General features: G+C 30.7%; 25 protein-coding genes and 1 pseudogene. 11 read left to right on the forward strand and 15 right to left on the reverse strand.

Features of this window, described 5'->3' with window-relative positions; genetic code table 11:
• Positions 1–68: 68 nt before the first annotated feature.
• Together P5P87_RS09005 and P5P87_RS09010 are read right to left on the reverse strand one after the other, a co-directional pair.
• Entirely contained in the window at positions 69–920 is an 852-nt protein-coding gene (locus P5P87_RS09005; RefSeq protein WP_198856969.1) for a hypothetical protein, read from the reverse strand.
• Between the two features lie 399 nt (positions 921–1,319).
• Entirely contained in the window at positions 1,320–3,509 is a 2,190-nt protein-coding gene (locus P5P87_RS09010; protein WP_278022298.1) for a glutamine synthetase III family protein, read from the reverse strand.
• Between the two features lie 429 nt (positions 3,510–3,938).
• Here P5P87_RS09010 and P5P87_RS09015 point away from each other — a divergent pair, with 429 nt between their 5' ends.
• The 3 genes from P5P87_RS09015 (at position 3,939) to P5P87_RS09025 (ending at position 8,152) form a co-directional block, all read left to right on the forward strand.
• Positions 3,939–4,955, forward strand: coding sequence for a glutamine synthetase beta-grasp domain-containing protein (locus P5P87_RS09015; protein WP_278022299.1), 1,017 nt, complete (start codon positions 3,939–3,941; stop codon positions 4,953–4,955).
• 231 nt (positions 4,956–5,186) lie between these two features.
• A complete protein-coding gene (locus P5P87_RS09020) occupies positions 5,187–6,158 on the forward strand; it encodes a TerC family protein (protein ID WP_278022300.1) in 972 nt (323 codons plus the stop codon).
• A gap of 164 nt (positions 6,159–6,322) precedes the next feature.
• Positions 6,323–8,152, forward strand: a complete 1,830-nt coding sequence (locus tag P5P87_RS09025; RefSeq protein WP_278022301.1) for a T9SS type A sorting domain-containing protein — start codon at positions 6,323–6,325, stop codon at positions 8,150–8,152.
• Between the two features lie 66 nt (positions 8,153–8,218).
• Here the strand turns inward: P5P87_RS09025 and P5P87_RS09030 are convergent, their stop codons facing one another.
• The 3 genes from P5P87_RS09030 to P5P87_RS09040 all read right to left on the reverse strand — a co-directional run bounded on the left by P5P87_RS09030 (position 8,219) and on the right by P5P87_RS09040 (position 10,833).
• The gene (locus tag P5P87_RS09030) at positions 8,219–8,740 is read right to left on the reverse strand and encodes a hypothetical protein (protein ID WP_278022302.1); all 522 of its coding nucleotides are present in this window, start codon (positions 8,738–8,740) and stop codon (positions 8,219–8,221) included.
• A gap of 89 nt (positions 8,741–8,829) precedes the next feature.
• Positions 8,830–9,699, reverse strand: a complete 870-nt coding sequence (locus P5P87_RS09035) for an alpha/beta hydrolase (RefSeq protein WP_278022303.1) — start codon at positions 9,697–9,699, stop codon at positions 8,830–8,832.
• Positions 9,700–9,960: 261 nt separating this feature from the next.
• Positions 9,961–10,833 carry an AraC family transcriptional regulator gene (locus P5P87_RS09040; RefSeq protein ID WP_198856964.1) on the reverse strand — a complete coding sequence of 291 codons (873 nt, stop codon included), beginning with the start codon at positions 10,831–10,833 and terminating at the stop codon, positions 9,961–9,963.
• A gap of 450 nt (positions 10,834–11,283) precedes the next feature.
• Here P5P87_RS09040 and P5P87_RS09045 point away from each other — a divergent pair, with 450 nt between their 5' ends.
• From P5P87_RS09045 to P5P87_RS09060, 4 genes and pseudogenes are all read left to right on the forward strand, one after another.
• Entirely contained in the window at positions 11,284–11,649 is a 366-nt protein-coding gene (locus P5P87_RS09045; RefSeq protein ID WP_198856963.1) for a T9SS type A sorting domain-containing protein, read from the forward strand.
• Between the two features lie 907 nt (positions 11,650–12,556).
• Positions 12,557–12,962: pseudogene (locus tag P5P87_RS09050) on the forward strand (T9SS type A sorting domain-containing protein).
• A gap of 504 nt (positions 12,963–13,466) precedes the next feature.
• On the forward strand, positions 13,467–13,868 hold the full coding sequence (locus P5P87_RS09055) for a secretion protein (RefSeq protein ID WP_278022304.1): 402 nt from the start codon (positions 13,467–13,469) through the stop codon (positions 13,866–13,868).
• 640 nt (positions 13,869–14,508) lie between these two features.
• Entirely contained in the window at positions 14,509–14,844 is a 336-nt protein-coding gene (locus P5P87_RS09060) for a secretion protein (RefSeq protein ID WP_278022305.1), read from the forward strand.
• A gap of 67 nt (positions 14,845–14,911) precedes the next feature.
• Here P5P87_RS09060 and P5P87_RS09065 read toward each other — a convergent pair whose 3' ends face one another.
• Positions 14,912–15,448, reverse strand: a complete 537-nt coding sequence (locus P5P87_RS09065; protein WP_198856959.1) for a Hint domain-containing protein — start codon at positions 15,446–15,448, stop codon at positions 14,912–14,914.
• 99 nt (positions 15,449–15,547) lie between these two features.
• The gene (locus tag P5P87_RS09070; RefSeq protein ID WP_278022306.1) at positions 15,548–16,003 is read right to left on the reverse strand and encodes a hypothetical protein; all 456 of its coding nucleotides are present in this window, start codon (positions 16,001–16,003) and stop codon (positions 15,548–15,550) included.
• Positions 16,004–16,429: 426 nt separating this feature from the next.
• On the opposite strand from P5P87_RS09070, the gene P5P87_RS09075 reads away from it, so the two are divergent.
• A complete protein-coding gene (locus tag P5P87_RS09075; RefSeq protein ID WP_278022307.1) occupies positions 16,430–16,678 on the forward strand; it encodes a hypothetical protein in 249 nt (82 codons plus the stop codon).
• 96 nt (positions 16,679–16,774) lie between these two features.
• Here the strand turns inward: P5P87_RS09075 and P5P87_RS09080 are convergent, their stop codons facing one another.
• Together P5P87_RS09080 and P5P87_RS09085 are read right to left on the reverse strand one after the other, a co-directional pair.
• Positions 16,775–17,404: a hypothetical protein gene (locus P5P87_RS09080; protein ID WP_278022308.1), complete on the reverse strand. Its 630-nt coding sequence runs from the start codon at positions 17,402–17,404 to the stop codon at positions 16,775–16,777.
• A 67-nt stretch (positions 17,405–17,471) separates the two neighbouring features.
• The gene (locus P5P87_RS09085; RefSeq protein WP_278022309.1) at positions 17,472–17,885 is read right to left on the reverse strand and encodes a helix-turn-helix domain-containing protein; all 414 of its coding nucleotides are present in this window, start codon (positions 17,883–17,885) and stop codon (positions 17,472–17,474) included.
• Positions 17,886–18,077: 192 nt separating this feature from the next.
• Here P5P87_RS09085 and P5P87_RS09090 point away from each other — a divergent pair, with 192 nt between their 5' ends.
• From P5P87_RS09090 to P5P87_RS09100, 3 genes are all read left to right on the forward strand, one after another.
• The gene (locus P5P87_RS09090; RefSeq protein WP_278022310.1) at positions 18,078–18,257 is read left to right on the forward strand and encodes a hypothetical protein; all 180 of its coding nucleotides are present in this window, start codon (positions 18,078–18,080) and stop codon (positions 18,255–18,257) included.
• Between the two features lie 7 nt (positions 18,258–18,264).
• On the forward strand, positions 18,265–18,393 hold the full coding sequence (locus P5P87_RS09095; protein WP_278022311.1) for a hypothetical protein: 129 nt from the start codon (positions 18,265–18,267) through the stop codon (positions 18,391–18,393).
• A gap of 702 nt (positions 18,394–19,095) precedes the next feature.
• Positions 19,096–20,307, forward strand: a complete 1,212-nt coding sequence (locus P5P87_RS09100) for a hypothetical protein (protein WP_278022312.1) — start codon at positions 19,096–19,098, stop codon at positions 20,305–20,307.
• Between the two features lie 451 nt (positions 20,308–20,758).
• Here the strand turns inward: P5P87_RS09100 and P5P87_RS09105 are convergent, their stop codons facing one another.
• The 6 genes from P5P87_RS09105 to P5P87_RS09130 form a co-directional block, all read right to left on the reverse strand.
• Positions 20,759–21,676, reverse strand: a complete 918-nt coding sequence (locus P5P87_RS09105) for a hypothetical protein (RefSeq protein WP_278022313.1) — start codon at positions 21,674–21,676, stop codon at positions 20,759–20,761.
• Between the two features lie 176 nt (positions 21,677–21,852).
• On the reverse strand, positions 21,853–22,527 hold the full coding sequence (locus tag P5P87_RS09110) for a hypothetical protein (RefSeq protein ID WP_278022314.1): 675 nt from the start codon (positions 22,525–22,527) through the stop codon (positions 21,853–21,855).
• A gap of 63 nt (positions 22,528–22,590) precedes the next feature.
• Entirely contained in the window at positions 22,591–22,776 is a 186-nt protein-coding gene (locus tag P5P87_RS09115) for a hypothetical protein (protein WP_278022315.1), read from the reverse strand.
• A gap of 94 nt (positions 22,777–22,870) precedes the next feature.
• The gene (locus P5P87_RS09120; RefSeq protein ID WP_278022316.1) at positions 22,871–23,935 is read right to left on the reverse strand and encodes a toll/interleukin-1 receptor domain-containing protein; all 1,065 of its coding nucleotides are present in this window, start codon (positions 23,933–23,935) and stop codon (positions 22,871–22,873) included.
• Positions 23,936–23,972: 37 nt separating this feature from the next.
• Positions 23,973–24,413, reverse strand: coding sequence for a hypothetical protein (locus P5P87_RS09125; RefSeq protein ID WP_278022317.1), 441 nt, complete (start codon positions 24,411–24,413; stop codon positions 23,973–23,975).
• A 13-nt stretch (positions 24,414–24,426) separates the two neighbouring features.
• Positions 24,427–24,732 carry a hypothetical protein gene (locus P5P87_RS09130; RefSeq protein WP_278022318.1) on the reverse strand — a complete coding sequence of 102 codons (306 nt, stop codon included), beginning with the start codon at positions 24,730–24,732 and terminating at the stop codon, positions 24,427–24,429.
• Between the last annotated feature and the right edge of the window lie 83 nt (positions 24,733–24,815).

Genomic DNA, 24,815 nt, shown 5'->3' on the forward strand with positions numbered 1-24,815 from the left:
CTTGATTCTGTTTTAAATTAAAAAAATGCGATAGTCGTTTTACGACTATCACATTTTTATCTTTTCAATTAGTTACTTTGAGTAACACTAATTATGTTTGAGTTTCCTAGAGAGAAATTAATGCTACTGTGCGCTGCACCTGTTTGAGTAACTGTAGCTTTGTTTAAGTTACCAATTTGCAATGTATCTTCTCTCAACTTAGTACCATTTTGAACAGATGTAGCTTCGTTTTTATCTCCATATTGATAGTGATATGACTTGTTGCCGTCTGATGCTGAAGTACCACCTGGAGAAGTTTGTGTTTGAGAAGATTTGTTTTGAACACCACCTTGGCTTGCATAAGCAAGATTATTATCTCCATTTTGTGTTTGAGTAGCTTCGTTTTGGCTGTGTGGTCCAAATGGCACAGCAACTAATGCTACTTGACTTAATTGAGTAGGATTAAAAGGAAGTCCTGTCGGTTTTTCATTACCAGTTGTACCTTGATCAATAGTAGCGGTATTATTATTTCCTTTTTGAGTTTGAGTTGCAACATCTTTACCTCCAAGTGCTGATGGGATTGTAGATTCTACAATTTGGTCTTGCCAAATAGTTGCTTTATTCCAGTTTCCTGTCTGACTTTGTGTTGCTTTGTTGTCATGGTTACTTTGAGAAATAAAAGCCCCGTTGTTGTCTCCTTTTTGTTTTACATCTGCCATGTTACTTTTGGCATTGTAAGTTGCTGGTTGAATTCCTTGATAAACTTCTGATTTGTTTGTGTTTCCTAATTGATCAATCTTTGAATCATTCGTTTGACCATTTTGATTAACAATACCTTGATCAGAATCTCCAACTTGGTTTACTGATGAAGTGTTTCCTTGAGCGATTGCCGCTACTCCTACAAACAGCATCGCTGAGATGCTTAAAATTACTTTTTTCATAATAAATATATTTAATTGGTTATTAATACAACTTATTATGTAGGTAATTTGCAGATTCGAAATTTGGGGGAAAAGACGGGGACTTTACAACGCCATTTGAAAACAAATTTTAATTTATTTTCTCAACTTCATGACCAAAATTATAAAACTTCTCCAAAACAAGATTCAGTATAAATACCTATTTTACAAGATATTAACCTCTTTTCGACAAACTGTAAAACTATCTCGATGAACTGCCAAAAAGCTTATAAATTTTCATAGGAAAAAAGGTACTTATTACAATTTGTTTACATTTAAAGCATCTGTAACAAAGAAAATATCAATTAAATAGGGGCTTTATTACTATTTAAGCAAAAAAAGCCTGTCTTAGAAGACAGGCTTTAACAAATTGTTTCTTAATTATTTAGTAAACAATAATTCTCTGTATTTGGTTAATGTCCAACTTTCGTCATCTACCAATAATTCCAATTTATCGCAGTGATTACGAATCTCGTCAAAATATGGTTTTACGTTATTGCAATACGCCTCTGCCATTTTTTGAGCATCAGTTAATTGATTTGCTTTCTTTCTTTCATTAGTCATTGCCAATACCTTAGAATTGATTCCTTCGATATGGCCTGAAATTTCTTTAATCAAAACAATCTGCTCTTTTGCTAATGCATCAAATTCTTTTGCAAAAATTTCTTTTAATCCTTTTACATTTTCAATTAATGTATTCTGATAACGAATTGCAGTCGGAATAACATGGTTTCTTGCAATATCTCCTAAAACACGACCTTCAATCTGGATTTTTTTAGTGTATTCTTCCAATTCAATTTCGTAACGTGCTTCGGCTTCTACATGATTAAAGATTCCTAATTCTTCAAACAATTCCAAAGCTTGTTTCGAAACTTTTGCTTTTATCGCTTCTGGAGTTGTTTTAAAATTACTCAATCCTCTTTTTGCGCCTTCTTTTTCCCAAGCTTCGCTATAACCGTCACCTTCAAAAAGAATCTTTTTAGATTGTTTGATGTATTCTCTTAGAACATTAAAAATAGCATCGTCCTTTTTCATGTCTTTCGACTCGATTAGGTTTTCTACTTCATTTTTAAAGTCAATTAACTGTTTTGCCACAATTGCATTCAAAGTTGTCATTGCATTTGAGCAGTTCGAGTTTGAACCCACAGCTCTAAACTCAAATTTATTTCCTGTAAAAGCAAAAGGCGAAGTTCTATTTCTGTCTGTATTGTCTAATAATACATCTGGAATTTTACCAACAACATTCAATTTAAGATCTGTTTTTTCTTCTGGCGAAAGTTTTCCTGTAGTTACACTTTCTAATTCAGATAACACTTTTGTCAATTGTGCTCCGATAAATACAGACATAATTGCTGGCGGCGCTTCATTTGCTCCTAACCTATGGTCGTTACTTGCCGTTGCGATAGAAGCTCTTAATAAAGTTTCGTTATCGTTTACCGCTTTGATTGTATTAATAAAGAAAGTCAAAAACTGTAAATTGCTCATTGGCGTTTTGCTCGGACTTAATAAATTAACCCCTGTATCTGTTGCCAACGACCAGTTATTGTGTTTTCCAGAACCATTTACTCCTTTAAAAGGCTTTTCGTGAAATAATACTTTAAAGTCATGACGTTCTGCAACTTTCTGCATAACGTCCATTAATAAAGAGTTATGATCAACCGCTAAATTCGTTTCCTCAAAAATAGGCGCTAACTCAAACTGATTTGGCGCAACCTCATTATGACGCGTTTTTACCGGAATACCCAATAACATACATTCCTGCTCTAAATCTCTCATATAAGTAAGAGCACGAGTTGGAATAGATCCGAAATAATGATCGTCTAATTGTCGCCCTTTTGCAGAAGTATGTCCTAATAAGGTTCTTCCTGTCATCATTAAGTCTGGACGAGAATTTGCCAAAGCTTTGTCAATCAAGAAATATTCTTGCTCCCAGCCTAAAGTTGCTGTTACCTTTTTTACGTTTTTGTCAAAATATTTACAAACTTCTGTAGCCGCTTCGTCAATTGCAGATAATGCTCTTAATAAAGGTATCTTATTGTCTAAAGCCTCACCTGTATAAGCAATAAATACTGTTGGTATACATAAAGTTGTACCATATATAAAAGCTGGTGAAGTCGGATCCCAGGCTGTATATCCTCTTGCTTCAAATGTATTTCTGATTCCGCCATTCGGGAAACTAGATGCATCTGGCTCTTGCTGTACCAATTGTGCACCTCCAAATTTTTCTACAGATTCATTTCCATCATAAGAAGTTTCAAAAAAAGCATCGTGTTTTTCTGCTGTTGTTCCTGTAAGTGGCTGAAACCAATGTGTATAATGTGTTACACCTTTAGAAAGAGCCCATTCTTTCATTCCCATAGCAATATAATCAGCTAGTTTTCTGTCGATTTTAGTTCCGTGTTGGATAGCATCTCTTACTCCTTTAAATGCATCTGAAGTTAAATATTGCTTCATTGCCTTTTCATTAAACACATTTGCCCCAAAAAGATTTGATTTTCGGCCAATTTCTTCAAAATGCACCGGCTTTCTGTTAGAAGCTTGTTGTAAAGCTTGGAAACGTAATGTTGACATGGTTATGTATGTTTTAAATTCGTACTAATTTTCATTAAAAAATGATCAGCAAATATAAACAAATAAAGAACCTATTTAAAATATAAATTTTAGATTTTTGAAATAGAATTTCTCAACATAAAACGCTTTTTTCAAAGAATAATGAATTCAAATCACAGAAATATAACAAAACTGTACGGTAATATTGATTAAATAAACATTTTTTCATAATTCCTTAACTCAGAAATTCAAAAATGTTCCTTAATTATTACGAATTTGTTTTTTTAAGGTTATTAAAATTGCTTTTTTTAAAATATACCCCTATCAAAATTGCGCTTATCCAAAAAATTATAGTTCATAAAACAAAACAGCCCCCTAATTTTTGGGACTGAAAAAATAAATCTATATTTGACCCAACGAAAAAAAACAAAAAAATTAATTTATATTATTATGGCTAAAATTAAGTTAGAGTACATTTGGTTAGATGGATATGAACCAACTCAAAATCTTAGAAGTAAAACTAAAGTTGAAGAACACGAAAACTTCAAAGGAACATTAGAGGAGCTTGGAAACTGGTCATTTGATGGATCATCTACAAGACAAGCCGAAGGAGGTTCTTCTGACTGTTTATTAGTTCCAGTTGCAATCTATCCAGATCCAACTCGTATCAACGGATGGTTAGTAATGTGCGAAGTTATGTATGCTGACGGAACACCACACCCTTCTAACGGTAGAGCTACAATTGATGATGATAATGATGATTTTTGGTTTGGATTCGAACAAGAGTATTTCATTATGGATACTAAAACACAACTTCCACTTGGTTTCCCAGTTGGAGGATACCCTGCTCCACAAGGGATGTACTACTGTTCTGTAGGTGGAAAAAACACACACGGTAGAAAATTAGTTGAAGAGCATGCTGATTTATGTATCGCTGCTGGAATCAACTTTGAAGGAATCAACCAAGAGGTTGCTTGCGGACAATGGGAATTCCAATTATTCGCTAAAGGAGCTAAAAAAGCTGGAGACGAAATCTGGGTTGCTCGTTACCTATTAGACCGTTTGACTGAGAAATATGGTTACTATATCGAATATCACCCAAAACCTCTAGGAGATACTGACTGGAACGGTTCTGGTATGCACGCCAACTTCTCTAACACAGTTCTTAGAACATGTGGTTCTCAAGAAGTTTACGAGAAAATCTGTGAAGCTTTCCGTCCTGTTACTGCTGAGCACATTGCAGTTTACGGAGCTTACAACGATCAGCGTTTAACTGGTAAGCACGAAACTGCTTCTATCCACGATTTCTCTTATGGAGTTTCAGACAGAGGATGTTCTATCAGAATTCCTTTAATGACTGTTCAAAAAGGTTGGAAAGGATGGTTGGAAGACAGAAGACCAGCTTCAAACGGAGACCCTTACAAAATTGTCGCTAGAATTATCAAAACTGTTAACTCAGCAATATAATTTAAAGCTTACAATATATTTTACAAAGTGCCATCGTAATTGTTGGCACTTTTTTTATGCATTAACCCGACAGGTTTTAAAAACTTGTTGGGCTAAACAAGAAAAAAACCTCATAACTTTATAATACTTAACATTTTACAAGTAACAAATATTACTTAATTTTAAGATTAAATTTAATTTTTAAGTTAAAGTTCAAAACTTATCTTTGTATATCATTAAAAAAAATAATTTATGATAGTCTGGTCTCTCTTTTTACTTGCTGTAATTTTTATTCTTGCTTTAGACCTTGGTGTCTTTAACAAAACACCACATATTATTAGTACTAAAGAAGCCAGCAAATGGACTCTTATTTGGGTTACTTTATCCTTCCTGTTTTCGGGAGTAATTTACTGGCTGTATACCACAGATTATATCGCGAACCCAGATAAGTTAAAACCTGCAGTCGCTTCAATGAAATTCATTACCGGATATTTAATTGAGCTTTCGCTAAGTGTTGACAACATCTTTGTTATTGCTATTATTTTTGCTTCGTTCAAAATTCCGCAAAAATACCAGCACCGCGTTTTATTTTGGGGAATTCTAGGAGCAATTGTTTTCCGTGGTTTGATGATTTTCTTTGGCGTAATGCTAATTAGCAAATTTACTTGGACAACCTATGTCTTTGGTATTTTCTTGATTTTTACTGCTATAAAAATGTTATTTTCTGGCGAAGATGAAGATTTTCATCCAAAAGATTCGTTTGTATACAAAACATTAGGAAAAATTATTCCGATTACATCAGAAATGGATGGCGAAAAATTCTTTATCTCAACCAAGACTGCAAAAAAAGTCGCAACTCCATTATTCGTTGCTTTGATTGTAATTGAGGTTATGGATGTGCTATTTGCTGTAGATAGTGTTCCTGCAATTTTAGCCATTACAAAAGATCCTTTTCTAGTATTTAGCTCTAACATTTTTGCCATTTTAGGATTACGTTCTATGTATTTCTTCTTAGCAAATATGTTGGCAAAATTCAGTTATCTAGAATACAGCTTAGTAGCTATTTTAGCTTTTGTTGGATTAAAAATGTTACTACACGATTACATTGAAGTTCCAGAATGGGCTTCTTTAGGATTTATTGCTTTATCACTTTTAGTTGGAATTCTAGTTTCTCTTAAATTCGGACCAGAAAAGGTTTTAAATGATTCGTCAAGCGAAGAATAATTAGCTTTAAAAACATATATTCTCAAAAGAGAGGAAATCGTAAGGTTTCCTCTCTTTTTTACAACTATTTGTAATTTTTTACTACTTTTCCTATAATTTAACATTTAAAATTAAAGAATTTACGTATAAATATTTATTTTAGACTTTTAATTTAAATTATAATCATGAAAAAAAATTACTTATTTCTCATTGCAACATTAATGCTCAATACATTAATATTTGCACAAACCGTTACCTTAACTCCTACTGCCGTAAATAGTACCAACGTTAATTCTGGACCAATCAATTTAGCCTCTATTCCAAATTCAACTATCTCATTGAACGTTAAAGTTGATATTCCAAGTAATGTTGCTGTTAGTGATTACGGAACATTAAAAATATATTATTCTAATTCGAATGTATTAAATGCCAATATTGCACTTGGCGGAGATACAGGAACTTTGTTTTTTGGTGGCGGAAGAACTGCCAGTAGAAGCATTGTAATAAACTTGCTCTGGAGTGATTTCTCAACTTCTGGCGGATTCATTTTTGCCGAATACAAAAATCCTGCAGGAACAGCTTACAGAAGTTCGAATATTGCTGTAATTAAAAATTCAAGCATGAATTCAGGAACTACTTTAAACCCTCCTGCAGATGCTCCAAACCCTACAAAAATTCCCAATACATTGTGTTGTAACCAAACTGTGCGATTAGGAGACAAACCACAACTTATAACAGGCTCTAAGTTTTTAAATCCGTATGCAAAAGAACCTTATGGTATTGGTGAAAAATGGGAAACAAAAGGAAATCCAAATACAAATATAAAAGCAGATTTTATCAATCAAACCCTAAGTATAGACTATATAACATCACCTGAAAGTTTTACAGTAACAAGAAGCCTGGGATATGTTTATGGAAATGAATATCCTAATAAAAGTAACCCAATAAATATTACTGTAATCAAGTCTCCATTTTCTGAAAATATAATTTCAATTGATGCGCCATTTGATTCAAATGGTTTTGCAGAAACAATTTCTACAAATTCAAAAAGCATTCTTGGGGCAAGAGTCAAAATAAACTTAACAATTTTACAAAATCCAAATCAAACAGAACAAAGAGGAGATGATGTTGTCAATGTTGATAGATATGAATGGGAATATACAAAAACAAATTTAAAAGATTGGAAGATTATACAAAATGAAAATTCAGTAGAATTAGAAAACTTTACACCTAGCGATCTTAATTTTAATGAAGATAACTACTATTTAGTGAGACGAATTGCAGTATATCAAAATTTTAAAAGAGTAAGTAATGAACTAAAAATATTAATTAGGACAATTCGAAACAATAATACCATATGCTGTGATCAAGATTTAAAAATTTCATCTTCCTCTCAAATTGAATTTCCAGAACCTATAAGTGGTTCATCTATAACTTCTGATCCAAATATAGTTGTAATCCACCAGAACTACATCACATACCAATGGCAACTTCAAGTAAATGGCGGCGACATTGCCAATAATACGTGGCAGAACATATCTGGAGCGACAAATAAGGATTACACACCAATACAACCATTAGAAATTATTGTACGACGAGGAGAATCGTTAACATTAAAAAACAATTACAAATACAGAAGAATTGCCGAAGTCACCTACAGCGGTTATGACCAAAATAACAAATGGATTTCTGGAAAATCAAAAAGTTACAGCAATGAAGTATCATTAACTGGAAGCAGTACCCCATCTAACATCAAAATATATCCAAATCCGGCCACTTCGATTATAAACATAGAAAACACAAGTACAAGATCGTACAATGGAAGTAATTTAAGTAATTCTATAATAAACATTGTAAATGTCATGGGAGTTCCAGTAATTTCAAATAATTTTTCAATTATAAACGCTAATTTAGTAAGTGTGAATATTTCAAACTTATCTGCAGGAATTTATTTCATAAACATTCAATCCGTAGAAGGAGAAACAATTCAAAAGTTTACATTTATTAAAAATTAATCATATTCAAATAAAAAAGGAAATCTTAACGATTTCCTTTTTTTATGCATTTATTCGAATTGAATCTTAGTTTAACTTCTTCACGTTACTGTCATCAATATTGTATTTTGCAATAACAGCATTATAATCTGAATAATCAGCTTTATTAACTGACTTCGCTGTTCCTGCCAATTTTTCTCCAGGAACAATAACAATTCTAAATACCTGATTTTGAGTCCAATCAGTTGACAAGGTATTTAATGGAAAATCTGCTGCAAGCCAAATACTTACATCATTTATCGTAAAATCATAATTAAAATCCAATGCACCACCATCACTCATATAATATGTTTGAGGAAGTAATCTCCAAACCGCATTCCCATTATTTATTTCATATCTATGATAAACTAATACAACATCGTACGGATAAATCTGCAAACCGTAAGGAATTAATACAGAGTAATCAGGGGAGTTAAAATTCACCGTTTTCTGAATAACCTGACCGATTATCCCATCTGGTCCCTGAGGTCCTGGAGGCCCTTCTGGTCCTTCACAGCTAGAAAATGCAATTAAACCGATAACTGCAAATAAGGTAAGTATCTTTTTCATAATTATTTTTTTTAAGGATTATACTATAAAGGTATTCCAAAAATTAAACCAAAAAAAATGATTTGGCTTATTTTAAAATTAAAATTCCTTTATTTTTTTGCAGTAACCTGATTCTTAGATAGTATTTTATTGAAAAATAACACATGATACGGAAGCGAATTTTCCCAATAATCCCAAGTATGAGCTCCTGGCCTTTCGGTATAATCGTGGTCAACTTTATTATAAACCAATCTTCTGTGTAATTCTCGGTTTGGTTCAATTAGAAAATCGTCTACTCCGCAATCTATTATTAGCGGCAATTTATTTGTTTTTAATTTATCAGCCATTCTTAAAACAGAATTCTGCTCATACAATTCTGTATTTCCGCTTTTGTCTCCAAAAACTGGTCGCATTAATTTTACAATCTGAGCCGATGAATCTCTATTCAACATTGTACTCATATCTACCGCACCGCTCATACTTCCTGCCGCACAAAACAAATCAGGATGTCTAGCAGATAAATATAAAGCGCCATGTCCGCCCATAGAAAGCCCCGTGATTACTCTTCCGCTTCTATTACTAATTGTACGGTACGTTTTATCTACTTTCTGAATTACTTCTTGCGTAATAAAAGTTTCAAATTGGCTTTCTTTATTTACAGGACTATCAATATAAAAACTAAACGTCTCTCCTTCTGGCATTACAATAATCATATTGTATTGGTCTGCCAGATTGTGAACCAGTTTTTTGTTTGGAGTATTTTTAAGCCAATCGCTAAAATGTCCGTATGCACCATGCAAAAGATACATTACAGGATAAGTTGTTTTGCTTTTAGCATAAGAATTTGGCAAAACTACAGCAGCCTTATAAGTTTTACCCATTGCGGTACTTGCAACTTGAAGTGTGTCTACTTTTGCAGCATATGTCATGGTGGTAAGACAAAGCAAAAATGCAGACAATAGCATTTTAAGTTTCTTCATTTTGATATTTTTTTCTGATTAGGGTTTGTAAATATAACTTTTTTCAGAATAAAATATATGAAAAATCCGACTGGTTTTGGATGCCACGAATTACACGAATTTTCACTAATTAATTTAAATACTCTCTTGGCAAAATGCAAAATAGTTCGTAAATCTAAAAGATAAAAAAACCGATCAGCTTTTGACTGATCGGTTTTTGAATTTCTTTTACAAATTATAAAATTTAATTCGTGCCAATTCGTGTAATTCGTGGCAAAAAAATCAACTAATAATAATCTTATGCTCATGTCGGTATTGCGAAGCGCTTTTACCAGTGTATTGTTTAAATGATTTACTAAAGTGACTGAAATTATTAAAACCGCTTTCGTAACAAACTTCGTTAATACTCATAGGCTGTTCTGCCAAAAGCTTAGAAGCGTGAACTAAACGATATTCATTTACAAACTCGGTAAATGTTTTATTCGAAATCTTTTTGAAATAACGGCAAAACGAAGGCGTAGTCATACTTACCAGACTCGAAACCTCATCTATAGAAATAGATTCCTGAAAATGATCTTTCACAAAATTGAAAACCACATTCATACGATCGTTGTCTTGTGTTTGCAGTTCCATCGAAAACCCATCAGCATTTAAGATGGTATATTCTTCAGCCGATTCCAATTCGTCTAAAACACTCAAAAGCGTTATAAGTCTTTGAAATGGCGGTTCATTTTCCATCATTTCAATTTTACTTCCGATACGTTTTTTTGTTTCACCACCAAAAGCGATTCCGCCCTTAGCCTGTTTCAAAATATTTTGCACCCTTTTCATTTCAGGAGCAACAAAAAAATCGCTTCCTAAAAATTCAGGTTTTATATGAATTACGGTTTCCGTTGTATTTCCTGTTTGTTCATTTGTAAAACCGCAATGTGGCAAATTAGCTCCTATTAAAAGTAAACTACCATTGGTATAATAAGAAACATGGCTTCCTATTTGTCTTTTTCCAGCCCCGCCATTTATATAAACCAACTCAATTTCTGGATGATAGTGCCATAAATGAGCTTTACTATTGGTCTTTTCGGCGTGTTTAGTGTAGGTAAAAGAACTTCCGTATGAGTTAGTTATCACTTCAAGAGCTGGGGCAATAGTCTTCATGATAATTTCTTTAAAAAATAATAGCAAATTTAACAAAAACACCTAAAATAATTTAAATTTTAACCTACAACGGTTTCGTAAATGCGAATTTTACATTAAAATAACGTTCTTAACACTGCAAATTTCACATCGAAATCGGCTTTTTTTTAGAGTCTTATTTTTTTCCCGACTTTTTTTTTATTTATCCTATTTAAAACTTGATTTTATATAGATATGCTAAAAATTGTAAGAAAAACGGAAATTTTATGAAGTATTTAGTTTTTGAAAAACTTTGAAGAAAAACAATCAAATTAACAAAAACACAACATTAAAGTCAAATTTTAACATATAACGGTTTCGTAAATGAGAATATAGCATAGAAATCGGAAAATATAGATGTTAAAATACCACACATGCTCGCTATAACTTTGCATCAGAGAAATGAACGAAAAAAATTTAATACTATAGAATATGAAAAAGATTATGAAATTAAGTTTAGTATGTGCAGTACTTCTAACAGGAATGAGTACTTATGCAATTGATGGTAATGAAGCATTAAATCTTCATGTATTAAAAGGAAATGGCAAGGTAATTGCTTTTGGAATTAATCAATTACAAAAAGCTGTTATTAGTATATATGATACAAATGGTAACTTAATCTATACTGAAAACGCTTCTGGTAAAACTGGAATCTTAAGAACTTTCAGTTTAGAAGAATTTCCACAAGGAAAATATATTTTAGAAGTTGCTGATAGCTTCAAAAAAGTAAAATACGATATTACTGTAGATGCAAATAGTTCTACTTTGTCTTCAAAAGGAACTACTTCATTGAACTAAGAAAATATTAAGGTTAAGTGCAATTCTTCACGGCACTTAAAATTTTATACTCTAATACAGTATAAAAAGTGAGGTTAGATAGTTAGTAAGTTAAAAACTTTCAAAAGTTTTAAAAACAGCTCTTTGTGGTTACTGAGCTGTTTTTTTTTTGCTCTTTACTTTTTTGAGTTATAAAATTTTACTGCATTTTTTTTTACCGCAAAGGCCACAAAGATTTACGCAAAGTTCGCAAAGGTTTTTTATCAAAGATCTTGCATATAAATGCAAAGTTCGCAAAGCTATATTAGGATAAAGCTTTGCGAACTTTTTTATTTTATAAAATTTACTCAAAAAAATCTTTATAAACTTTGCGTAAATCTTGTGGTTACTAGGCTGTTTTTTTTGCTCTTTACTTTTTGAGTTATAAAAATTCTACCGCAAAATTTTTTTAAACGCAAAGTTCACAAAGTTTTACGCAAAGTTCACAAAGTTTTTTCATCAAAAATCTTGCATATAAATGCAAAGTTCTCAAAGCTATATTAGGATAAAGCTTTGCAAACTTTTTTATTTTATAAAATTTACTCAAAAAAACCTTTGTGAACTTTGCGTAACCTCTGCGCCCTTTGCGTTACATTACACAATCTAAATAAAAACTTAGAACCTCAGCATCTTAGCACCTCAGCCCCTTTCTTCTTCCTACATTTTTTAAAGAAATCTTTATCGCAATGTAAATTTAAAATCATCAAAAACGTTGAAAAATAATAAGTGTTTTAGCAAAAATGATAAATATAATTCAAATTTTAACCTATAACGGTTTCGTAAATGAGAATATAGCATCGAAATCGGAGAATATAGTATTGTTTTTTTACTTACAACTGAAGTAATTTAGCATCAGAGAATTAGAACTATTAATTTAAAACTAAATACCATGAAAAAGATTGTTAGATTGAGTTTAGTAGCAAGCATTGCTTTTCACAGGAATTAGCACATATGCAATTGATGGAGTAGCAGATTTTAATCTGCATGTACTTAAAGCTAATGGCAAATCGATCACTTTTGGTCTTAACCAAACGCAAAAAGCCAACTTAGCAATTTACGACAAAGAAGGAAATCTAATTTATTCTGAAAGTGCTTCAGGTAAAGATGGAATTTTAAGAACTTTCAGTCTAGAAGAATTTCCAGAAGGAACTTACTTCTTAGAAGTAGAAGACAATACAAAAAAAGCAAAATACGAAATCACAATAACTGATGATTCTACTGTTTTATCTAAAAACGCAGTTTCTTCGGTTTACAAACCAGGTTTTGCTAAAAATACAAGTGTGGCAACACGCTAAAAAAGTTTATGCTTTCATAAAGTATAAAAGTGAGGTTAGATAGTTAGTAAGTTTAAAAACTTTCAAAAGTTTTAAAAACAGCTCTTTGTGGTTATTGGGCTGTTTTTTTTTGCTCTAAGTTTTTTTACCGCAAAGGCACAAAGAATTACGCAAAGTTCGCAAAGCTTTTTTCACAAAGCTCTGCGAACTTTGCGTTTTTATAAACCTCTTGCATAATAATTCTTAGCGTCTTTTTGAATAAATCTTTGCGCACTTTGCGGTTAAACATACCATTCTATATGTAAATAAATTCTTAGCTCATTGTAAATTCAAAATCAAGCAAAACATTGAAAAATAATAACCGAATTAACAAAAAAGTTAAAAATAATTCATGTTTTAACCTATAACGGTTTCGTAAATGAGAATATAGCATAGAAATCGGAAAATACAGTTGCGCATTTTCATGTATTACATAAGTAATTTAGCATCAGAGAATTAGAACTAATAATTTAAAAACTAAGTACCATGAAAAAGATTGCAAAAATGAGTTTAGTAGCTGCGTTGCTTTTCACAGGAATTAGCACTTACGCAATTGATGGAACGTCGGAGTTTAATCTTCACGTAATGAAAGCTAATGGAAAACTGATTACTTTCGCACTTAACAAAGTACAGAAAGCCAACTTAGCAATTTATGACAAGGACGGAACACTTATTTACTCTGAAACTGCTTCAGGTAAAGAAGGAATTTTGAGAACTTTTAGTCTAGAAGAATTTCCAGAAGGAACTTACTTCTTAGAAGTTGAAGACAGCGTAAAAAAAGCGAAATATGAGATCACAATTGGTGATACTGCCTCTCTATCTAGAAATGCAGTTTCTTATGCTTACAAAGCTGGTTTCGCTAAAAATTCGAGTGTTGTCGCACGCTAATTTTTATACTCCAAAAAGGTATAAAATAAGGTTAGAAAAAATTAAAAATTACATTTTTATTGTTTAAGAAACAGCTCTTGGTTGGTTACAGAGCTGTTTTTTTTTGCTTTATACTTACTTTATTTTTTTCTATCGCAAAGTTCGCAAAGGTTTTTTGTTTAAGATTTCGCAAGCTCAAAGTTCACAAAGTTTTATCCTTATAGCTTTGCGAACTTTTTTATTTTATAAAATTACTCAAAAAAAACTTAGTGTGCTTTGCGAAAATCTTAGCGCACTTTGCGTTAAATTAATATATCATTTTTACTTACAGAGCTGTTTTTTTATTTCTAAAATTGATAAAAAATAAATTTCAGTCTGATTTAAGAAAAGTATTCTTATTAATAAAATAAGTGGCTTTAAAACACTTAAAAAAATATTAAAATTTAAAAAACCGCGAGCCCAGTAATTACGTACATAGTTCAAACAAAATACAGAAATAGTTTCAATTCAGCAAGTTAACAGTTAAAAAATGCCAATTTATTGCTAAAAATTAAATTTGTATTTGTAGTTTTACGCGTTCCACATTTAGTAATTAACAATTTAAAAAAAACATGACAAAATTTACCAAAGCTGGTTTAGTTGTCGCCTTTTTTTAGCGACTGTGTTTACCTATGCCATTGATGGAAAAGGTGATTACATTTTAAATATCAAAACAGGAAACGGAAAAGTAGTTAGCTTTACTTTAGACACTGTAGAAAATGCATCTTTCTCTATTTATGACGAGAATCACAACTTACTTTATGCGGGAGAATCTGCAGCAGACAAATTAGAGGTTTCAAAAACAATTAGTTTAGAAAGTTTTCCTGCTGGAACTTATGTTCTTGAAGTGAAAGCAAACGACAAAGTTGCGAAACACGAAATTAAAGTTGTCGCTAAAAAAGTAAAGACTGTAAAGTTAGACGAATCTGTTAACCAGAGTCCATCTTTTCGTCGTTAATTTTTTGCCCCCTAAGAATTAGAAAGCAGACTCGTACCAGGAGTCGCTTTTTTTTTATCATAGCATTTTATGCTTTTAAATTATCTGGAAGAGAATCAAAAGACGTCTGAAAAGCAAAGTCTCCTATTATGACTCCTTGCGCCAACAACAAATGGCCATTAGGGCTGGCAAATTCAGAATCTCCAACAGAAATGTTATGAATCACTCCTTTATAAGTTCCAATTGAAATCATGTGAATAAACACAGGTTTGCCTTGCCAATCAACAAGCTCTTGTCCTGGTCCTAATTTTGAACCTATAGTGTATTTGCCATTTGCAAGTAAAAAAGGTTGGTCTGAAGTGCAGATAATTTCTTTGTCATATCCTAAAGTAATATAAAGTGCAGTAATATACCATTCAGGAGTGCCTTGACTAAAAGTAACTTTCGTTTCTGATGAAGATAGTTCAAGTTTGCCCGATTCTACTTTTGCAGAAAATGCCAAAACTGAGTCTCCTCTTTGCAAATTACTGATAGCTCTTTCTCCTGAAGGAGTAGCAATTTTAGTGTCCCCTGCCGTACATTTAAGGGTTAAATCATTTAATAGTTGATTAGAATCTGGTTCCATAGTTTTATGTTTTTAAGTCCCATCCAAAATACATCATTAAAAACACTTCGTTTAAAGTATAAATACCTGTTTTTAAAGCAACAAGCAATACAATACTATTTAAATATCAGGCAATTGTTTTCTTAAGTTTGAACCTATTTTTACGAGTTTCCAAAAAAAATCAGTTTCTGATGTCAATATTATTTTTTGAGATTCTTTAAAAACATAAGAATGTGCAAAAGCATAAATATAGTCCAGTAAATCGATCAATCTTAAACTTTGCCTGTATTCTGGCCTCACTTCTATGCTGTTGGCAAAACAAACATTCTCAGATTCTTGATCTCCTATAAAAAATAATCCTAAATGATCTGAAAACATTTTTATTACTTCAGTATTTACAGTTGTACATTCTTGAGTTTGTTTATTCAATAAAAAATCAAGAGTAAAAGACAGATCGCTATTACGTCCTTTTATTTTTTGAGTACAAAGCTCTAGATCGTCAAAATCTGAAAATGTAGTCTTTGATTCTTCATCTTGCAAAACCTCTATTTTATTTAAATATAGCTGTACTATCATCTTGAAAATCTTAATTGATATAAAATTATTTTTTTTATAAATAAAATGTAAAACACATAGAAATCAATTATTTTAAAGAACGAAATATAATCGATAAAATCAAAAAAACATCGTTAAAAAACAACTTATATTACTGATTTACATATATTTGTACAACATAAATAACATTACGCATAAAATAAGAAGCCAAAATTGACGTTTGATTATTGATTAATGCTGTTTTTTTGACAGCAAAACTATTTTCAAAAACAATTTAAAATACGAATGCCTGAACCAAACTAAAACCTATGCAAAAAAAACTTGTTATTTTAGTATTGTTAATCGTATTTTCGTTTCGTGCAACTGCACAAACTGAAACTTTTTATAAAACAGACAAAATCGGCGAAAAATATGCTTATGTCGATGTTATAAGAACCTACGAAAAGGTTGCTTGCAAAGGGCTACAAGTCTGTAGATTTATTTCAGAAACTAGGAAATTCTTCTTATTCGAATTGCGAACTAGAAAAAGCCGCCGAATGGTACAGCGAACTCTTTGCTCTAACCACAGATTTAGATCCTGTTTATTATTACCGATACGCAGAATCGTTACGTTCCATTTCTGAAAATGAAAAAGCCGATGCGCTTATCGAAAAATTAAAACATAAACCAAAAACTTCGATAAAAAAGAAAGTCTAATTTCTTGAAGCTGATATAAAAAAACCTCTCATTTCTGAGAGGTTTTTTATTTAAATAACAATCTGTAAAAGTTTTATTTTTTAAGATATGGAACTATCATTTTATTTTAAAATTATATTGAAATTCATTTCCCTCCGGAGGATGACCAGCATTCCATTCAAGGGTAATAATATTAGATGCATATTCTTCCATATTATCAAAACAATGCAATAAAATTGCCGAACCATTATCTTGTTTCACAATTGCTTCAATTGCTTTAAAGGAATACTCATAACCTTCATCATCTAATGCTCCAAGATCAAATACTATATCTTTTGTTTTTGAAAGAGCCGCATATAAGGTCAACAACTTTTTGGGTGTACCTGGAATTTTTTCCAATCTTGTTTCAGGAGCTATCCATTTCCATTTATCTTCAAATATTTTTTGAGATAATGGACTCTTAGCATTGGCATTTCTTCTAAGGTAACTTTTTACTGTCGTTAAAGGAAAAAACGTATCCCTTAAATACGATCTTTTTAAATCCTCAGCAAAGGTCATTTTTCTATGCAAAGTCACATTTTCATGCTTGATTTTACCACAAAAAATATTCCTGAGAAAAATCTCCGCATCGTATAAATGTTTTCCATTATATAAATACAAAACGATTATTTCACCTTCATACAAAGTAAAAGGCGGTATATAATAAGTATCTGTTTTAATGCCTTTATTTTCTAATACTATTTTCAATAATTGGAAAGTTTTAAAATGAGAAAAGCACCCGCCGTGGCAGATGCTTTTTATTTCTATTCAATTACTATTTCTGATTTAGCAATTTTTCTAAATATTCTATTTTGTCTTTTTCTGATTGAAGCAAACGCTCGTAAAGCTTTTTATTTTCTTCTACCGTTTCCATTAATTTATCTAATGGATTGAAAGTACAATGATTATTATTTCCAAAATGACTATTATGAACCGCTTCATTAAAACTATTGAAATAATTAATTGCCGCTTCGTCTGAGAAATTCTTGATAGCTTCAACCGTTACACCAAGCGCTTTTGCAACCTCAACAAGTTTTTCGTCATCAATGGTTTCGCTATTTTCCATAGCCGAAATCGCTTGTTGATTTGTTCCTAAAGCTTGCGCCAAAGCTTCCTGCTTCATATCTCGAAGTTCACGAATACGGCTTATTTTTCGCCCTATATGATTTGGTTTTGTTAGTGTGCTCATAATTCAAAGATAATAATAAAGTGTCAAAATTGGTAAAATGTAAAAAACAGATTTTTTTGCCGTGCGATACAGTAAAAAATGATTTCGTACAGCAAAATCTATTTCTTCCTTCGCCGAATCAAACAAAAGTACAATTTTTCTTATACAAATTTTATAAAAGTCAAATTGCAAATCATTTAAAATATGCGCCTTATGGAAACGAACCAAACAGAAAAGCTACAAAAACTGCAAAAATTAACCGCTCAGTATTTTACAACGCTACAACCAACCAATGAAGCCAATTCTTATATCGCACAATTTAAAGTGGTCAATTATTTAGAACTCGGTCTGCCTTATTACCGATTTGCTGAAATTATGCATTCTAGCACTTGATAATGACATGCATAATTTTTCTAAAAAAGATAAAAGTGCAACTATTAATGTGAGTCTGATTTTGGAAACGATTCTACATTTGTTTCCTATGGATGAAATGGAGTTTTTGGGGTATGTTGGAGAGGTTGTTGAATAGTTATATTTCAACCCAATTAGCACACAATCTTGTCATTTCGACCGAAGGGAGAAATCTCCACGAGAAACTCGACAAAGATTGGCGACATTCTGTATGAAGCTACTTGTGGAGATTTCTCCTTACGTCGAAATGACAAACTTTATGGAATTTTGTTGTTTTGCTGGCGCGAGCGTCTCGCTCGTGCATTACTTTGCGTTCACGAGCGAGACGCTCGCGCTAGCAGGAGGGAGATGGTTGAATAGTTATATTAACCCCAATTAACACGCAATCTTGTCATTTCGACGTAAGGAGAAATCTTCACGAGAAACTCGACAAAGATTGGCGACATTCTATATGGAGCTACTTGTGGAGATTTCTCCTTACGTCGAAACGACAAACTTTATGGAATTTTGTTGTTTTTGCTGGCGCGAGCGTCTCGCTCGTGCATTACTTTGCGTTCACGAGCGAGACGCTCGCGCTAGCAGGAGATTTTCTTTGTCGAGTTTCTAGTGTGATTTCTCCCTTCGGTCGAAATGACAAAACTGGAGAGGATAAGTTTTTCATTCACATGTGAGACATTCGCGCCAGCGAAGGAAAGCCTTCAAGCCTATTAAAAATCAATCTTAATAAAATGAAAGTTTTTTAATACACGAAAGATAGTTGTCCTACAAAAAACACACTATATTTGAAATTCATATTCACGCAAAATAATAATATTAAAAAATGCAGTTAAGACAATTTAGCAATCTAATTTTTAAACTTTCAGGTCTATTTATAATCTATGGTTTGCTCTTCAAATATACAATAGGAGCTGTGTTTGACATCAATAAAAGCAGTATAAGTGATAGTCCTTTTGGCGGATATTCTTTAAATTGGAATGTCGTCTTTATTAGTATTTTATGCTTTGTAATTTTAATTAAAAACTCAAATTTTCTGACTTATCTTTTTTATCGAAAAAATTACGTTGTTGAATTAAATGAGGTAAATCAATATCGAATTTTAAAAATTATTTTTATAACATTTATTTTTTTTCAGTTTATTACTAATTTACTCATTCCAAGAGGAGAAATCAGCTTTTGGAGCGTGTTATTCTCTAATAATCCAATTATACTTTTTGTTTTAATTTTATGTCACAGGATTATCATAAAATTTATGATTAAGCAAATTAATTCTTATTCTGAAAAACAATCAAATCATATTTTTATCTTTTCGATGATTTCAATTCTTTTGTATTTTTATTTTTTCTGGGATTATGGATTTGTTTCGATAAATCCTTTTCAATTTACTTTTCGTATTATCATCTTACTTATTACTTTAAACTCTCCTTTTGTTTTTAGATTATTATTAGAAAAAGACATATCAATTAAGAATAATCATTTTATTTTCATCTTGTTTTGCTGGACATTATTTCTATTTAATTTACAAGAATTTTCATTTAAATTTCCTAATTATGAAAGAGATAATATGTATCTCATTAAAAATTTATCTCTTCATGTGATACTTCCTTTATTTCTTCTAATTCTCCATTCTTTCTTTGCGAAAATTAAAAGCATTTCAATTTTACAATTTGCCTTTATTATAATTGGGACTTTATCAATTTTCTGTTTCATTTTAAAACATTTACATGGATACCAATATGCAACTAAAGTATATTTAATAAGTGGTATCATAGCAATTGCCTTGTCTACAAGAACTGGTATACTAGATAAAAAACTTGAAAAGTTAAAGTTTACAAATAGGGCGAGATCTGTAGAACCATCTTTACAAAATAGTTCTTCATTTTTATTTATAGCACTAATATTTCTTACAGTTTCAAAGCCTATTATTATGCTTTTTGATTACAACTCAAGTTTTACTATTGATGAATTAGCATCTTTTAGTATTGTAATAATTCAATTAGCCATTATTCTAATAATCATATCAAAAAAAATTTAAAATTAGATAATATAGATAGTTTTATAAATTCAACTCTAACGTTCTTTTTAACATTAGTATTCTGCCATAATCACTTGTGGCTTCTTAGCCGTATACTTTTTTATAGAAATAATACCTTTTTTAATGTTAGCATTATTGACATTATATATTACGTAGTTTTACTACTGGCAATACTTTTTTCATCTTATTTGGCAAAGCTCATAAAAGTTATGTTCCCTAAAAGTTATTTTAAAAGCTTTTATAACTAGCCTTTCGTTTCTCCAGCGAAACTACCACAAAATAAAACTAACAAAATAGATACAAAAAAACCTCCCAATAATCTTGAGAGGTTTTCCATATCATAAAAAAAAATCCTTACATATTCCTTCTATATTGATTTAACCTAATTTCATTAGCATTAAACGATATTTAGTCAACATATAGTCAACATAATCAAAAAAGTATTTGTTTTTCATCCAAGAAATTCTTTGATTTTAGCACTTATATTTTTTAAATTGTGCGTATACGCATTGATTACATAAAAATGTTTTTCAGTTATAATTTCCATATCAAGGAACGCTGAATTAACATCATTTCCAATATCATTTACTTCTATGGCATCTAAATCTTCTGGCACATATTGGTAAGCTATAGAAGTCAGAGGAATAACAAATTCCTTATTTAATTTAGCTCTATCTTTTAGACCTGTACCATCAATTATTGAATCGTCATTTGAAACCTTGTCTATTAATTCTGAGTATCTTATAATAAACTCATCATCAACTCTAAATTTCCATTTTTTTGTATTGCCATCTTCAGAAAGCTCAACCTCAGCTCTATTATGACAAATTGAAAAATATTTAGTGTAAAAAAGTTGGCGATATTGATAAAATTTACCTTCGTGATAGTTATATTTTTTCATATAAGTTCTAAACTCATCTCTTAAAGATTCCCTGAAATCATACAGCGTATATAACAATGTCATTAAATTATTTATCTTTTTTATGGCTTCAGTATTTGAAAACCCTATCTTTCTGTACAAGTGCTTTATATCTATAAATTGTAAAAAATCTACCTGTATATCAGGATGAAATACTAATGTAAAATCTCTATTATTATTATAATTTTGTAAAGCTATAATCTGCATTTCAATTGAGCTATTTAATTCAACAAGACTGTTTTTAAAAAGCTCTACTTCAGAGTTTTGAATTTCTAAATCTTCTAGATTTTTATCTGCCTTTTCTTTTTGATATACTTTTTCAGCAAGTTTAAAAGCAAAATAAATACTTAAACCACTTACTAGTAAAGAGCTTATTAATGAGAACCAATCAAACCAATTAGGTGTGCTTTGAGTAAAATTTCCAAATTGTAAGTTTAAAAAAGAGTTCATAAGTTTATTTTATAATGTAAATTCCACCTTCGAAATAATTTAAATCATTTTTTCTATAAATAATTTTATTTCGGTGTTTTAACCATTCTCTTATAATGTCAAATAGAAAATTAACTGCGATTAAGCCTAATATCTCAATCTTTTATCGTATAGTATAATGTTATTGTGACATATTTTTATGCAGGATTTGCTATTATAAAATTCTCAACACCCATTATCATAAGTTTCACTTCTGATTCGGTATAATCATCATATTTACCGTGAGCAGAATTATTTCGTATGGCTAACCAAGCAGTAATCTGTTTTTGATTTGCTAATGAATAAGCTTCTTCTTTCGTTAAATCGGTATTCATCCTTTCAGAATTCTTATAGGCGATTTTCCCATTACCTTTATCTAATTCAATTTCAATACTATATTTAACGCATAGTTTTCTTAAATGTGATTCTAAGGTGGAACCAATTATTACAGCTGATGAGTCTTTGTATCCGTTTTCTAATAAATGTCTAGAAATTTCAATATAATCACTAAAAATTTCTGAATGCAATAATTCAGAATATGATTTTAAATAATCATTTTCCAAATCTTCTTTTAAAGCAATGATACTACCAATAACGTAGCTTAAATTTGTACCTAAGCCTAAATTTCTTTGATTTAAAGCTGACAGAATATCTTTATAATATTCTGACTTTTCTCCGACAACTCGTACTACAAATGATTTAGATTTAGTTATTAATCGAGTCAATAGCTCTTCACTTAAGTCAGATAAATCAATATATTTAGCTCTACTTTTCGTTAAATTATACTCATTTATAATTTCTTGTGCTTGTTTAATAAAATATTCATTATTCATTATTTTTGCTGTTTTTGATAATAATCGCTATAACGTTTCGCCGATTTCTGAGTTAACTGATATCTATTTGTACCAAATCATGTCTGCATATCCTTTCAAAAGTTTTCCAAGCCTTGTATAGCGTCGAAGTATTGAGGAATACATTTCTTCTGACATTGTTGGGTTATTTTCTAATTCATTAACTAATGCTTTCATTTCTTCAACAATCGCTTTATAATTTTCTTCTGGGGTAACAGGATAATCTGACATTTTTTTTATGTTTTTATTTGATAAATTGATTAATAATTTAAGCACGAGAATACCATTAAAGAATTATGATAGAAAACTGATGTTTATTCTTAATTTAACTGAAGAATAAATTTAAGTCTAATACCTCTTCCCAAAATAACTTATTCGAAATCTTAAGGGGTGCATTATATTCTTCTTCATATTTTTCATAAAACTCAGAAGATAAATCTTTTTCCATATAAATTGAGAGTTTATCAAGTAATGATTCAATTTTTGCCATCTTTGTAGTTTGACTAAAATCCGCTTCTAATTCTTCATTTATATAATCATTCGCTAATGCTTCGTCCACGTAATCTGAATACGCTTGAGCATTAATAGTAATTTTTTCTTTATTTGAATATGTTTTAAAGATGATGCCTCTTATTATTGGATGGAAAGAAGTTAGAGCATCACATACTTTTTGTGTTAATTCCTCAAAATCATCAAATTCACTTGTATCTGAGTACTGTTTCACAATTTCTTTTACTTCACTTTTGTCTTTTGCTTTCTTTAAATCCTCAATTAAATTTTCTAATTTAATTTTTTCTTCAATTAGATTAGTTAACGTGGTCTCTAAATCATTTTTCTCTAAAATTAATTCTTCAAATTCTTCTCTGTCTAATGGCTTATTAAAAGGATTATTTTTTAAATATGCTTTTGTTTTCAAAATGAATTCCTTCTTTTTAGCTGTCCATCTATCACTCTTTATTAAATTGTTGGGTATTTCAAGACTTTCTTGAAGTATATCTCTAATTCTGTCAAGGCTTTTTTCGTCTAGTAATTTTTCGATTTGAATTGGCTGTTGAATAACTCCTACGGTCTTGTAATTTATTGGTTCAATAATAAGAGGAATTACCTTTGCTGATGTGACCCATGCAGCCCCCATTTCATTCATACATACTTCACTTTCTTTATAGTTGGGAGATATAAACAAGAAATTAATTTTTGCTTCCTGTAAAGCCTTTAAAATTGAGTCCCTCCAATCAGTTCCCGACTTTATTTTAGTACCATCAGTGCTTGAACAAAAAATTCTATCGACAGTAACATTTAAAGCATTCTGCAATATTAAGTCTATAAAGTCATCAACTATTTGTCTATCTTTTCCTGAATGACTAATAAATATATCTTGTTTTTTTTTCATCCTATATTTCTCATTATTGTTAAGAGCTATTTTTTTATTAAACTAATGTGTCGATTCTCTCAGTTGTTAATTCGTCATTAATCCATAAAAACACCAGATTCATGGCCTTGTCTACCGTTTCTTTTGTCAAAAACAAAGCAATTACGAGCTCTGGAATTTTTTTTTCATTATCTAAAGATATATCGTCCAACCATGCTGAAATTAAGAAAGTTTCATTCTCTTCCAGTGTAGTTTTAATTATAGAAATATCATCTTGAATAATTCTAATAGCTTTAGTTTTATTGTCGTTTATGAAAGTGAAAATTGGATTTGCATCATAAATTTTCTTACCCCTTGCGTCAGAATTTTTAAATATTTCTGATTCTTTAGTTAATTTTATTTTAAGTCTTGATTGTAATTTTCTTTTCCAGTAACCTTGATTAAGATTGTAGATTCTTTTATCTTCCGAATATTTATCAAATAATATCTTTTGAGCCATAATTTATCAATATTTATGGGTTATCAACAAATGCAACCCCTGCATTTACTTCTATATCAACTCTTATTTTTCTATTTCTAAAATCATCATAATAAGATTTTTTCATTTGTGCAGAAACTCCACAACTTGGTGTTGTCAAAATACGATTTTTACACTGCTGTAAAGCATTTCTCCTTAAAGCTAATTCAGGATTTGTTAATTGATTCTCTAAATCATCAACACTCATTATTCCCATCTGTTTATGATGGTCTGTGTTTAAAGACCAGGCTTCTGATTTTTCTGTTCCACCTCCTTGTGCTTGTATTCTTCCTCTATTCATTTTATTTGATATCTGTTAAAATTGCATTTAACTTATTTACGAATGAAAGATTAAATCTAATTTTCGTTGACTTTATCCCATCA

The sequence above is a fragment of the Flavobacterium ginsengisoli genome (assembly GCF_029625315.1).
Taxonomy (GTDB): domain Bacteria; phylum Bacteroidota; class Bacteroidia; order Flavobacteriales; family Flavobacteriaceae; genus Flavobacterium; species Flavobacterium ginsengisoli.

Coding starts and splice junctions, on each gene's coding strand:
- P5P87_RS09005 (WP_198856969.1), bottom strand. CDS start 920: ATGAAAAAAGTAATTTTAAGCATCTCAGCGATGCTGTTTGTAGGAGTA.
- P5P87_RS09010 (WP_278022298.1), bottom strand. CDS start 3,509: ATGTCAACATTACGTTTCCAAGCTTTACAACAAGCTTCTAACAGAAAG.
- P5P87_RS09015 (WP_278022299.1), top strand. CDS start 3,939: ATGGCTAAAATTAAGTTAGAGTACATTTGGTTAGATGGATATGAACCA.
- P5P87_RS09020 (WP_278022300.1), top strand. CDS start 5,187: ATGATAGTCTGGTCTCTCTTTTTACTTGCTGTAATTTTTATTCTTGCT.
- P5P87_RS09025 (WP_278022301.1), top strand. CDS start 6,323: ATGAAAAAAAATTACTTATTTCTCATTGCAACATTAATGCTCAATACA.
- P5P87_RS09030 (WP_278022302.1), bottom strand. CDS start 8,740: ATGAAAAAGATACTTACCTTATTTGCAGTTATCGGTTTAATTGCATTT.
- P5P87_RS09035 (WP_278022303.1), bottom strand. CDS start 9,699: ATGAAGAAACTTAAAATGCTATTGTCTGCATTTTTGCTTTGTCTTACC.
- P5P87_RS09040 (WP_198856964.1), bottom strand. CDS start 10,833: ATGAAGACTATTGCCCCAGCTCTTGAAGTGATAACTAACTCATACGGA.
- P5P87_RS09045 (WP_198856963.1), top strand. CDS start 11,284: ATGAAAAAGATTATGAAATTAAGTTTAGTATGTGCAGTACTTCTAACA.
- P5P87_RS09055 (WP_278022304.1), top strand. CDS start 13,467: ATGAAAAAGATTGCAAAAATGAGTTTAGTAGCTGCGTTGCTTTTCACA.
- P5P87_RS09065 (WP_198856959.1), bottom strand. CDS start 15,448: ATGGAACCAGATTCTAATCAACTATTAAATGATTTAACCCTTAAATGT.
- P5P87_RS09070 (WP_278022306.1), bottom strand. CDS start 16,003: ATGATAGTACAGCTATATTTAAATAAAATAGAGGTTTTGCAAGATGAA.
- P5P87_RS09085 (WP_278022309.1), bottom strand. CDS start 17,885: ATGAGCACACTAACAAAACCAAATCATATAGGGCGAAAAATAAGCCGT.
- P5P87_RS09090 (WP_278022310.1), top strand. CDS start 18,078: ATGGAAACGAACCAAACAGAAAAGCTACAAAAACTGCAAAAATTAACC.
- P5P87_RS09095 (WP_278022311.1), top strand. CDS start 18,265: ATGCATAATTTTTCTAAAAAAGATAAAAGTGCAACTATTAATGTGAGT.
- P5P87_RS09100 (WP_278022312.1), top strand. CDS start 19,096: ATGCAGTTAAGACAATTTAGCAATCTAATTTTTAAACTTTCAGGTCTA.
- P5P87_RS09105 (WP_278022313.1), bottom strand. CDS start 21,676: ATGAACTCTTTTTTAAACTTACAATTTGGAAATTTTACTCAAAGCACA.
- P5P87_RS09110 (WP_278022314.1), bottom strand. CDS start 22,527: ATGAATAATGAATATTTTATTAAACAAGCACAAGAAATTATAAATGAG.
- P5P87_RS09115 (WP_278022315.1), bottom strand. CDS start 22,776: ATGTCAGATTATCCTGTTACCCCAGAAGAAAATTATAAAGCGATTGTT.
- P5P87_RS09120 (WP_278022316.1), bottom strand. CDS start 23,935: ATGAAAAAAAAACAAGATATATTTATTAGTCATTCAGGAAAAGATAGA.
- P5P87_RS09125 (WP_278022317.1), bottom strand. CDS start 24,413: ATGGCTCAAAAGATATTATTTGATAAATATTCGGAAGATAAAAGAATC.
- P5P87_RS09130 (WP_278022318.1), bottom strand. CDS start 24,732: ATGAATAGAGGAAGAATACAAGCACAAGGAGGTGGAACAGAAAAATCA.